The organism is Marivita sp. (genome assembly GCF_022763305.1).
Lineage (GTDB): Bacteria > Pseudomonadota > Alphaproteobacteria > Rhodobacterales > Rhodobacteraceae > Marivita.
The window spans coordinates 16,560-27,054 of record NZ_JALEGT010000020.1 but is presented as its reverse complement, the minus strand read 5'-3'; the positions used below and the strand labels follow the sequence as shown (position 1 = coordinate 27,054).

Sequence of the window (10,495 nt, the reverse complement as noted above, 5' to 3'; positions counted from 1 at the left end):
CCCCAACCAAAACCGTCGGGGAAGTGTGTTCACATGGGTCAATTCTCAGTGACAATTTATAGGGCTACCGGGTCAGTTCTCAGTGACAATCAACACGTCTACACCAATCGGCGGAGTTACTATTTCAACGTCAACGAGGTCTCGAGCCCGACCTTTTACGTGGTCCAATTCCGCTACCCACAGGACAATCGCCGTCCGGCCAATGCCATCGCCCGCGCCGCCCCGAACTACAATTACGGAGCCAGCGCGCGGCTCGAGTTCACGCCAACCCGGGTTTGGGATGACGGGACATTCACCTATTTCGCCTTCCCGCGAAACGCGCCGGTTCCGGCCATCTTCCGTTATGCGGGCCGACGCGAGCGCACGGTGAACACCGGAGCCGTCGAGGATGGCGTCATCCGGGTCTCCGGCGTCAACCGGCAATGGGTGCTGCGGCTTGGAGAAGAGGTCGTCTGCATCGAGGCGAGACCGCCAGCGGGAGCGACCTCATGAGCGACAATAACGCCGATCTCGAACGGCGCCTCGCGGCACTCGAACAGGGCAACCCGCGCCATGGTCCAACTCCAAGACGCCGCTCGCCGATTCTGGCCCTTGGGGTCGTGGGCCTGATCGCAGCCGGTGGCACTGCGCTATACGTCCTGTCGCAACCCGAAGAACAGGTCGCCCTGCCGACGGCAACCCCGGACGAGTTCCAGACAGAAGGCGACGGGTTTGGCGAGATCGAACCCTTCGTTCCGCCCCCTGCCCCAGGGCCCGAAGTCGTGCTCATTGAGCCTGAACCGGCGGAGCCTAATGCAGAGCTGCTCGCTCAACTCGCGGCCCTGCAGGCGCAGATCGAGGAGTTGAAGAACGCGCCCGAACCTGTCGTCGAGGAAGACACGGCTGCGGCCGAGGCCATCGATGCACTGACGGCACAAATTGCGGCCCTGCAGGAGGCGTCGGAGAACGCGCAGACACAGTTCCAGGAAGAGCTCGCAGCACGTGATCGGGAACTCCAGCAGCTGCGCATGGATCTGGAACTCGCGCAACTGGAGGCCAATACACCCGCCCCTGCCCCGCCTGGACCGACCGACGAGGAATTGCGCGCGCGGGAAGCTGAGCGCCTTGCCCGCGAAGAGGAAGCGCGGCGGCTGGCAGAACTTCAGCGACGAGCCGAAGAAGAACGCGCGTTTCAGGAACGGCGGATCAGCTCGCCGGTCATCGCCTTTGGAGGCACCGGCGGCGCCAATGCAGGTGAGACCGAGTTGACGGAACGCAGCTTCGGCGAGGTGATGGATTTCGCGCTGAATGGCGCGTTGCCGAGCTCGGTCACCCAGGCCGAGGTCATCGCCAATCCGTCGAACACCGTCATCCAAGGCACGATGATCCAGGCCGTGATGGAGACGGCGCTCGACAGCTCTCTCCCAGGTCAGACCCGGGCGATCATCTCTGAGGACGTCTTCAGCTATGACGGTTCGCGGCTTCTGATCCCCCGTGGCTCGCGCCTCATCGGCCGTTATCGTTCCGGCATCGAGATCGCCCAAAAGCGCGTCACGATCGCCTGGGACAGGATCATCCTGCCAGACAACCAGACGGTCCGGATCAGTGCTTACGGCGGCGACGAACTTGGTCGCTCGGGCGCCACCGGATTTGTCGACACCCGCTTTGACGAGCGCTTCGGTTCCGCCGCGCTGATCTCCATCATCTCGGCCGCCCCGAGTGTGGCCGCCGCCCAGGTAGAGGATGAGACCACCGCAGACGTACTTGAAGATGTGGGCGATGACTTGGCCAACGCCACTGACAGCGTGATCGGCGAATATCTCTCCATCGGTCCGGTCATCTATGTCGATCAGGGTGCCCGCGTCACGGTCATGGTCGACCGCGATCTGGAGATATTCTGACGATGACGCTCTCCTATCTCCAGACCTCGCTCGACAAGCTGAAGGATGCCGCCCGCGACGATGTGATCGAGATCTGCATCAACCCTGACGGCTCCTGCTGGGGCGAATTCCAAGGGGATCATTTCATGCGTGGGCTGGATCAGCGCCTGTCGATTACAGAGGTGCGCGATCTCGGCAATCAGATCGCGTCTTCCGCCAACACCACGCTCAGCAAGGACAAACCCATCGTCTCGATTTCGATCACCTATCGCGACCGTCCGATCCGAGCCCAGGTCGTGACCCCGCCTGCAGTCCTCACGGGCATGTCGATCTCGCTCCGCTTCTTCTCGAGCCTGCCGCTCGATAAGATCGAACTTCGCTTCCTCTACGGCGAGGAGCGCAAGCTTGAGGAGCTGCGCCAGGAGAAAAACCGCGCCCTGCGCGAGGTCGTGGCTTCAGGCGACATCTATGAGGCCATCCGCTTCTGCGTCGAGAACAAACTCAACATGATCGTCTCGGGTGGCACCTCGACCGGAAAGACCGTCGCGGCCCGGAAAATCCTCTCCTGCGTGCCGGATGAGGAACGGATCGTCACGATTGAAGAAGCCGCCGAACTGCTCCCGGCCCAGCCTAATGCCGTCACGCTGATCGCTAACCGGGACGCGGAATTCCAATCCGCCGACGTGCTCCTGACCGCGACGCTGCGCATGCGCCCCGACCGGATCATCCTCGGCGAGGTGCGAGGCAAGGAGGCCATGACCTTTCTCGAGGCGATCAATACCGGTCACGGCGGCTCGATGACGACGCTCCATGCCGAGACGCCACAGCTTGCCGTCCAAAGGCTCGCCATTGCCGCGCTCAAGACCGAGATCCCCATGACCTATCAGGACATGGTCCAATACATCGAAAGTTCGATCGACGTGATCATCCAGGCAGGCCGTGAAGGCGGCCAACGCGGCATCACCGAATTCTATCTCCCCGGAACCGATCTCAGCGGAGGCATGACCCATGAAACGGTTTGAGTACGACATCCTGTTCTTCGAAGTGAAGAAGCAGAAAGACTATGGCGAGATGCGGCGCATCCTGAACGAACGCGGTGCGGAATGTTGGGAGGTCATCACCGCCGAAGCTGGCGACTACGGTTATACGACGTTCGTCAAACGTGAAATCACCGAGACATCGACGTGATGCGAGCCATTGCTGCCGCCTGCGGATTGGCACTGTGTTTCGCCGCTCCAGATTCAGCCGAACGCAATCTGGTCCCGACGCTGGACAATAAGCCTGACGTTTGTCCGGACCAGCCCCCGGAACCGGAATGGATGCAGAATATCGAGGTGCGAGAATCCTACAAACGCCTAATCGTCCAGCAAATCTATCGGGCGGAAAGCATGCAGCGCATCGTCGACGCACAAAGCTGCGAATGCGCGACCCGTTACCCAGCGTGGGACGCCGCTGAAAGTGTGTATCTCGAACGCTTCGCCGCGGCAGAATACTGGGACGTTGTCGAAGCCACCAAAGAGTATCGCCGGCAGGCAAACGAATTCCGGAAAGAGGCCATGCCGATCTGTGAAACCGCCGGGAACTGGTAGCGGATCATGAGCGTCGTCACCTACTTCGTGGAAACCGCCGAGGGTTACCTCGACACTGCCGCCGAGACACAGTTCGGCGCTGTAGCCGCGACGGTAGGGGCTTTACTGGTCGTGGGAACGACGCTCGTGGTCATTCTTGTTTGGATCAACATGATATACCAGTACCGAGCGATGGATGGTCGAACAGCCTTCTGGCTCGCTGTGAAGGTCGGGCTGATAGGTGTTTTTGCGACAAACTGGGTGCAATTCAACGGGCTCGCGTCGGCAATACTGAACGGCATCGACAGTATTGCGGGATCGCTGGTCGCATCAGTCGGAGGCGGCACGCCGGGTCCAAGTGGCACCTTCGCCGAGGAATTCGACGACCTAATAGCCGCGCTCGGCGACTATCTGAATGCAGCCGGGTCTGAACTGAATTGGATGGCAGGCGCGCTCCTGGACACCCTCGGCGTCTTGTTCCTCTCAATCCTCGGAGGCCTTGCCGCCTTCATCGTGGTCGCGTCTCGCCTGATGATCGCGCTCCTGATCGGGATTGCGCCGGTCATGATCTTCCTCACTCTCTTCGAAGTTACCAAGGACTATTTCGCCCGCTGGCTCTCAGCGCTGGTTTCATTCGCCATGTATCCGATCGTTGTCGCAGGCGTGTTCGCGACGATCACTGGTGTTTCGCGCGCCCTCTTGGCCGAGCTTGGCGACCCAGGGGGCGCATCGAACATCGGGGCGCTTATCCCGTTCTTCATGATGGTGTTGATGGCCAAAGGGTTCATCATCGCCACGCCATTCATTGTCCGTGCGGTGTCGGGAAACATCATGATGCCAGCGTTTTCGGCGGGCTTTGGTGGAAGTTATGCCTTCGCCCGGGGGCTCGCAGGCAGCCAGCAGGTCTACAATCGTTATGCGATAGGTGGAGCAACCGGGGCGGAGTATGCGGCACTTCGCGCGAGGCAGTTTCTGGGGGTTCAAGCGCTTCCCACGCGACCGAATTCGGCCGAAGGGCCAACGCCAGCGCCGTCCAACAACTCGCAAGGGACCGGCGCGAGAATGCTGACGCAGCTTGCAAGACTCGGACGTTTGGGACGCCGGTAGTTGGCCATGCCCACATTCGGTACGCGGCCCGAAAATAGGTAGTGCGCGGACCCTCCAGACGTTGGTTTTCGCGCATGCTGCAGGTGCAGATTTTCCGCGCGCTCGCGGCGGTGCAGTAAGTTTCCCAATTCCGGAAATTATTTTGTGCAGATTTTTGCAGAATTTCAAATTGATCGTTCGCCGCGTACCCTCAAACTGGAAACGGCCGGACTTACCCAAACAACCCTCGAACACATCGCCCGTGGTCATCCCAATGAGAGGCTCAAAGAGCTCCTGCCCTGGAATCAGATTCCGTCAATCGATTGAAGTTATTCGGCGTTTCCGCCGCTAACAGTAAAGCGTGCTCCACCTAATGCTATTGGCGGAACTGACCAATCACTTCGGCTCTGAGCGGCGATCGAAATCCTCGGTCTGTTTCGCGAGCCAATTTGCAAACAATCGTACCGCACGGCGCGGCGTAGCCGGGCCGGATGTAGCCAAATAGTATGACCGTCCGGTATCGAGATCCAAATCGAAGGGTTTGATCAGCTTCCCTTCGGCCACAAGGTCGTCATTGAGGGGAAATGATCCCAACGCAATGCCATACCCTTTTGCAGCGGCGTCGATCATCAGGGCCGGGTCGTCGAACACCCATGACGCTTTGCTTTCCGGAAAGTCCAGCCCCGCCAGGTCAAACCAACCGCGCCAGCCCGACAGGTCAGATTCGTGCAGAAGGCGGTGCGACAGTAGGTTTTCCGGTGGCGGGCTTGAACGACGAAGCCCGACGGTCGCGGGATTGGCAACAGGCGACAAGCTCACCTCGAACAGTTTTTGTCCATCAACCCCGTTGGGCAGGCTCTTTTCCCAAAGGATCGTGATATCGGATTCCTTAAGCAATTCGGGCCGCTTTTCGGTCAGGTTCACGAAGCGGAACGCGATATCCGGATGATCCCGGCTGAACGCCGCTATGCGTGGCATCAGCCAACCAAGAGCAAAGATCGGCGGGGCGGCAACCGTGATCGTTCCCGAGATCGAGAACTCAGCTAAGCCACTCCCCACCTGACCCAGAGAAGAGAAGGCGGTTTGCGCGACTTCTGCCAGACGGCGACCTTCGGCGGTTAGGGACAGGCCGGAGCGAGCCCGCTTGAACAGCAACAGGCCGAAATACTCCTCAAGCGCCTTTACCTCGTGGCTGATGGTGCTTTGCGTCACGGACAATTCCCGTGCGGCATGGGTGAAATTCATATGTCGGGCCGCAGCCTCGAAGGCGCGCAAAGGATATAGGGGTGGGAGTTTACTCGCCATATGACACACCATGCATCTGATTCATACCTATCATGGAGATTACTCGTTTATTCCCGATCCGCCAATTCGTCTAATCATTGACCATTCGAGGTCCGACTTAGGAGGAGGCGATGGCGGAACAAGCAAAGGTTGTCATCATTGGCGGCGGCGTCATAGGATGCTCCATCGCCTACCACCTCGCGAAAAAGGGCTGGAGCGATGTCATCCTGTGTGAACGCGATGAGTTGACCGCCGGGGCCACCACCCACGCGGTTGGCAACGTCATCCTCTACACGCTCGACCCAACCGTTTCGAAGCTGAACCAATACAGTGTTGACCTCTATCCGACGCTTGAGGCGGAAACCGGCATGGTGCCGGGGTTCCATCAATGCGGCAACATGCGACTGGCGACCGATCCGGCGCGGCTGGACGAGTTTCACCGTTACATGGATGTGGCGGCGGCGACCGGCGTGAACGCCAGGCTGCTGAGCGCGGGTGAAGTTGCCGAGATCTATCCTTTCCTCGAAACCGAGGGGCTTCTTGGCGCGATCCTCAATCCGGACGATGGCTATGCCTCGCCAGCCGATCTGGCCCAATCCCTGGCGGCAGGAGCGCGCCAGCAAGGTGTGCAGTTCCGGCGCGGTTGTGAGGTGTCGGGCCTGACACAAGAGGGCGACGGATGGATCGTGAAGACCTCCCATGGAGTGATTGAGGCCGAGCATGTTGTCAGTGCCACAGGCAATTTCTCGCAACGCACCGCCCGGATGCTGGGCCGTGACAGCCATTCCGTGCCGGTGCGCCACCAATATGTCATCACCGAACCCTTTGCGGCCCTGACCGAGCGGCGCAAGGCGGGGCTGCCCGAACTGCCGGTCTTTCGTGACCCTGAACAGAGCTTTTATGTCCGGCAAGAGGGCGATTGCCTGCTCATGGGGGCCTATGACGGGCGCGGCGAAGCGATGTTTGTCGACGATGTCCCCGAAAGCCATGGCCGCGACCCGCTCCCGGACGAGTTAGACAAGTTGCTGCCGTTCTTTGAACGCGCGATGGAGCGGTTGCCAGTTCTGGAAGAACTGGGTCTCCACAGCATCATCAACTCGCCCATGCCTTATACGCCGGACGATCTTCCGACCTGTGGCCCGGCGGAAGGTGTGAAAAACCTCTGGCTGGCCGAGGGCAATCCGTTCGGCATCACCTTGGCTGGCGGGATTGGCTGGCAAATGGCCGAATGGATCGTGGAGGGTGAACCGTCGATCGACATGTGGTCCTGCGACAGTCGTCGCTTTGGTGCCTGGGCAGGCCGCAAATGGTCCGCGCGCAAGGTCGAAGAGGCTTATGAGCATACCTACCTGCTGCCCAAACCGGGCGAAGAGTTGCAGGCCGGTCGCGGTTTGCGCTGTTCGCCGCTGCACGATCTGCTCGCCGCCCGTGGCGCGATCTTTGGTGCCTTAGCGGGTTGGGAGCGTCCCAACTGGTTTGCGCCTGAAGGCATGGAGCGCGAAGAGGTCGGATCGTTTGACCGGGCCAATTGGTTTGAGATTGTCGGCGCCGAATGCCAGCGCCCCTGGAATGGGCCAGTTCTTGTCGACACAAGTTCCATGGCGAGGTTTCGGGTGAAAGGAACCGGCACACAAGCCGTGTTGGCAAACTGTCTTTCCGGTTCGATCCCAGCGGAAACGGAGACAAATCTTGTCCACATGAAGAGCCCCGGTGGGGGCGTTGTCGCCGAATTCACCATCCACGCAGAAGCTGCGGGTAGTTTCCTGCTGACCTGTGGCGCGCAAGCCGAGACCTATGCCTGGGATCTGCTGCAGCGCGCAGTCGCTGACGCGCCGGATGTGTCTGTCGAAAACCTGACCGGACGATTGGGCGGACTGCATGTCTTTGGCAAGGGGGCAGAGGATGCCTTGGCCCAACTGGGCGGCGCATATGGCTATACGACCATTGGTCTGACACCCGTGCGCATCGCTCCGTTGAATGCTTTTGGTTTGCCGGGATGGAGCCTGACTTGTCCAGCCGAACAGTTGCGCCGCGTCTTCCTGACACTGGAAACCCAAGGCATCGGGCTGATTGGTGCCAGGGCGCTTGAGGCGCTGCGCGTCGAACAGGGTCTGCCTGCCTGGCCGACCGAGTGGAACCGGGAAACCGATCCGGCAGACGCGCGGTCCGGCAAACTCGTTCACCTGCGGGTCACCCCCAAACGCGGCGCACCGCTTGGCCGCGAACCGATCCGCGATAAATCGGGCCGCGTTGTCGGGGCCACGACCTCGGGAAGTTGGGGGCATCTGAGCGGGGCAGGTTACGCGCTTGGCTTTGTCGAGGCCGGTACGCCGACCGAAGGCCTGGAAGTGCAACTGATGAACACATGGCACCCCGCTGAACCTGTTTCGGCGACTTGAGAACTGGGAATTGAAAGAAAGGAAAATCGTTATGACAACCGAACTCGTGGACTACTGGCAGAACTATATCGACGGAAAATGGGTCGATGGCTCGGATGGTGGGCGGATCAAGGTTTTCAATCCGGCTGACAACTCGGTTCTGGCCGAAGTGGCGCAAGGCACCGCCAAAGATGTGGATGCCGCCGTCGCTGCCGCCCGTCGTGTTGTGGCCAGCCGCGCATTGGTCGATATGCGCCCGATGGACCGGGGCCGGATGGTCATCGACATGGGCCGCAAGCTGCGGGAGCGCAAGGAACAGCTGGCGCAGCTTCTGACGCTGGACGCGGGCAAGCGAATTTCCGAGGCCATGGGCGAGCTGGAAGGCGCCGCCAAGTATTTCGAATTCTATGGCGGCATGGCCGACAAGATCGAAGGTCGCTATATCCCGCTGGGCGACGGCTATGTCGATTATGTCGTGCCGGTACCGTATGGCGTGACCGCGCATATCATCCCGTGGAACTTCCCCAACAACATGATCGCCCGATCGCTGGCCCCGGCACTGGCAGCAGGCAATGCAGCCGTAATCAAGGCACCCGAGCTTGATCCGCTGACCTGCTATGTCTTCGCCGATCTGGCGCGTGAAGTTGGTTTCCCCGATGGCACGGTCAACATCATCACCGGCTACGGCCCCGAGGCCGGAGCCGCGCTGGCTTCGCACCCGGATGTGGATCAGATCGTCTTTACCGGATCGGTCGCCACCGGCGTGTCGATTATGAAATCGGCGGCAGAGAATGTGGTGCCTTGCGTCATGGAACTGGGCGGCAAGTCGCCCGGCATCGTCTTCCCGGATGCCGACATGGAAAACATGGTCGCCAACATGCAGGCTGGCATATTCATGAACTCGGGTCAGGTTTGCGACGCGCAATCCAGGCTTTTGGCCCATGCGGACGTCTACGACGAAGTGGTCGAACGCATGGTCGCCGCCACCGAGGCGCTGAAGATCGGCCCCGGCATCGAGGACAGCGACATAACCCCGCTGATCTCTCCCGAGCAACTGAACCGTGTCGAAAACTATGCTCAGATCGGCATCCAGGAAGGCGCGCGCGCCGTGACCGGTGGTAAACGCATTGACGGGATGGACGGCAATTACATGCAGCCCACCATCCTTGCCGATGTGACCGCCGACATGCGGGTGAATCAGGAGGAAATCTTCGGTCCCGTCCTGACGGTCAGCAAATTCGAGACTGCAGAAGAGGCGCTCGCTATCGCCAACGGCACAGAATATGGCCTCGCTGCCACGGTCTTCACCAATGATCTGGACAAAGCGATCTGGATGACCGAGCGGCTGGAAGCCGGTCAGGTCCATGTCAATGAATGGGGTGTTGGCGGCAACGAAACTCCGTTTGGCGGCTTCAAGAAATCCGGCATTGGCCGCGAGAAAGGCGCCGAAGCGCTGGCCAGCTACTATCAGTCCAAGAATGTCGGTTTCAAACGGCTCTCCCGACAGGGCTGATGTCTCGGGCTTTCCCGCCCCTCGCGGTGGGAAAGCCCAACTCTACGATCTTATGTGAGGCTCCGATGATTTATACCGCAACGAAAGGCCAGGATGTTTATGGTGTGCCGGTGGGCATCGTCGTCATGGACTGTCTGATCCCGTATCCTCCTGGCACCCCGGGCAATGCGACGACCTTCGGCTTTCCGGTAATGTATGCCACCGTTCGCGGTGCAGATATGGAAAACCTGATCTATGATCCCAAGCCGGAGCTGACCGAAAAGTTCGTTGCCGCAGGAGAAGAACTGGTCCGGCAAGGCGCCAAGGCAATCTTTGGCAATTGTGGGTTCATGGTCTTTTTCCAGGAAGCCATGGCCAATGCGCTGCCGGTTCCGGTGTTCATGTCCAGCCTGTTGCAGCTGCCTTTGATCCGGCACGGGCTGCGGCAGGGCGAAAAGGTCGGCATCCTGACGGCAAGTGGCACGTCCTTGACGCCCCGGCATCTGGAGATTGCTACCGGAGGCGCGGCTGTCGAGATCGTTTCGCGTGGTCTCGAACACGGCCCGGCCTTCAAGGCCGCGATCCACGATCAGGTCGGGACGCTTGATTTCGAAGCCGTCGAAGCCGAGGTCGTTGCGGCCGCTCTGACCCTTGTGGACGAGAACCCTGATGTCGGCGCAATCCTTCTGGAATGCACGGACCTGCCCCCCTACGCCGCTGCGGTACAGGAGGCGACTGGTCTGCCAGTCTTTGATGTAACCAGCTTGATAAACTATGGCGCCGGGTCCGTTCTGCACGAACGTTTCCCACAAAAACAGGGCTGATCCG

10 protein-coding genes are annotated in these 10,495 nt (G+C 60.2%); 9 read left to right on the top strand and 1 reads right to left on the bottom strand.

What is annotated here, in order from left to right; translation table 11 throughout:
• The 6 genes from MRY75_RS04000 to MRY75_RS03975 all read left to right on the top strand — a co-directional run.
• Positions 1 to 492: TrbG/VirB9 family P-type conjugative transfer protein (locus MRY75_RS04000; protein ID WP_292305857.1), on the top strand; the 492-nt coding region annotated here is incomplete at its 5' end.
• A complete protein-coding gene (locus MRY75_RS03995; protein ID WP_292305856.1) occupies positions 489 to 1,880 on the top strand; it encodes a TrbI/VirB10 family protein in 1,392 nt (463 codons plus the stop codon). The genes MRY75_RS04000 and MRY75_RS03995, both read left to right, overlap by 4 nt.
• 2 nt (positions 1,881 to 1,882) lie before the next feature.
• Positions 1,883 to 2,881 (top strand): ATPase, T2SS/T4P/T4SS family, encoded by a 999-nt coding sequence (locus MRY75_RS03990; RefSeq protein WP_292305855.1) that lies wholly within the window; start codon positions 1,883 to 1,885, stop codon positions 2,879 to 2,881.
• A complete protein-coding gene (locus tag MRY75_RS03985) occupies positions 2,868 to 3,047 on the top strand; it encodes a hypothetical protein (protein ID WP_292305854.1) in 180 nt (59 codons plus the stop codon). The genes MRY75_RS03990 and MRY75_RS03985 overlap by 14 nt, the downstream gene beginning before the upstream one ends.
• Complete coding sequence (locus tag MRY75_RS03980; protein ID WP_292305859.1) at positions 3,047 to 3,448, top strand: hypothetical protein; 402 nt, start codon at positions 3,047 to 3,049, stop codon at positions 3,446 to 3,448. The genes MRY75_RS03985 and MRY75_RS03980 overlap by 1 nt, the downstream gene beginning before the upstream one ends.
• Positions 3,449 to 3,454: 6 nt before the next feature.
• The gene (locus MRY75_RS03975; RefSeq protein ID WP_292305853.1) at positions 3,455 to 4,534 is read left to right on the top strand and encodes a type IV secretion system protein; all 1,080 of its coding nucleotides are present in this window, start codon (positions 3,455 to 3,457) and stop codon (positions 4,532 to 4,534) included.
• A gap of 375 nt (positions 4,535 to 4,909) precedes the next feature.
• Here MRY75_RS03975 and MRY75_RS03970 read toward each other — a convergent pair whose 3' ends face one another.
• On the bottom strand, positions 4,910 to 5,818 hold the full coding sequence (locus tag MRY75_RS03970) for a LysR substrate-binding domain-containing protein (RefSeq protein ID WP_292305852.1): 909 nt from the start codon (positions 5,816 to 5,818) through the stop codon (positions 4,910 to 4,912).
• Positions 5,819 to 5,928: 110 nt separating this feature from the next.
• On the opposite strand from MRY75_RS03970, the gene MRY75_RS03965 reads away from it, so the two are divergent.
• From MRY75_RS03965 to MRY75_RS03955, 3 genes are all read left to right on the top strand, one after another.
• Positions 5,929 to 8,196 (top strand): FAD-dependent oxidoreductase, encoded by a 2,268-nt coding sequence (locus tag MRY75_RS03965; RefSeq protein WP_292305851.1) that lies wholly within the window; start codon positions 5,929 to 5,931, stop codon positions 8,194 to 8,196.
• Positions 8,197 to 8,227: 31 nt separating this feature from the next.
• Positions 8,228 to 9,688: an aldehyde dehydrogenase family protein gene (locus MRY75_RS03960; protein ID WP_292305850.1), complete on the top strand. Its 1,461-nt coding sequence runs from the start codon at positions 8,228 to 8,230 to the stop codon at positions 9,686 to 9,688.
• A 65-nt stretch (positions 9,689 to 9,753) separates the two neighbouring features.
• The gene (locus MRY75_RS03955) at positions 9,754 to 10,491 is read left to right on the top strand and encodes an aspartate/glutamate racemase family protein (protein ID WP_292305849.1); all 738 of its coding nucleotides are present in this window, start codon (positions 9,754 to 9,756) and stop codon (positions 10,489 to 10,491) included.
• Positions 10,492 to 10,495 lie beyond the last annotated feature (4 nt).

Excerpts from the sequence above, each read along its gene's own strand:
- MRY75_RS03995 (WP_292305856.1), top strand. The coding sequence starts at position 489 with ATGAGCGACAATAACGCCGATCTCGAACGGCGCCTCGCGGCACTCGAA.
- MRY75_RS03990 (WP_292305855.1), top strand. The coding sequence starts at position 1,883 with ATGACGCTCTCCTATCTCCAGACCTCGCTCGACAAGCTGAAGGATGCC.
- MRY75_RS03985 (WP_292305854.1), top strand. The coding sequence starts at position 2,868 with ATGAAACGGTTTGAGTACGACATCCTGTTCTTCGAAGTGAAGAAGCAG.
- MRY75_RS03980 (WP_292305859.1), top strand. The coding sequence starts at position 3,047 with ATGCGAGCCATTGCTGCCGCCTGCGGATTGGCACTGTGTTTCGCCGCT.
- MRY75_RS03975 (WP_292305853.1), top strand. The coding sequence starts at position 3,455 with ATGAGCGTCGTCACCTACTTCGTGGAAACCGCCGAGGGTTACCTCGAC.
- MRY75_RS03970 (WP_292305852.1), bottom strand. The coding sequence starts at position 5,818 with ATGGCGAGTAAACTCCCACCCCTATATCCTTTGCGCGCCTTCGAGGCT.
- MRY75_RS03965 (WP_292305851.1), top strand. The coding sequence starts at position 5,929 with ATGGCGGAACAAGCAAAGGTTGTCATCATTGGCGGCGGCGTCATAGGA.
- MRY75_RS03960 (WP_292305850.1), top strand. The coding sequence starts at position 8,228 with ATGACAACCGAACTCGTGGACTACTGGCAGAACTATATCGACGGAAAA.
- MRY75_RS03955 (WP_292305849.1), top strand. The coding sequence starts at position 9,754 with ATGATTTATACCGCAACGAAAGGCCAGGATGTTTATGGTGTGCCGGTG.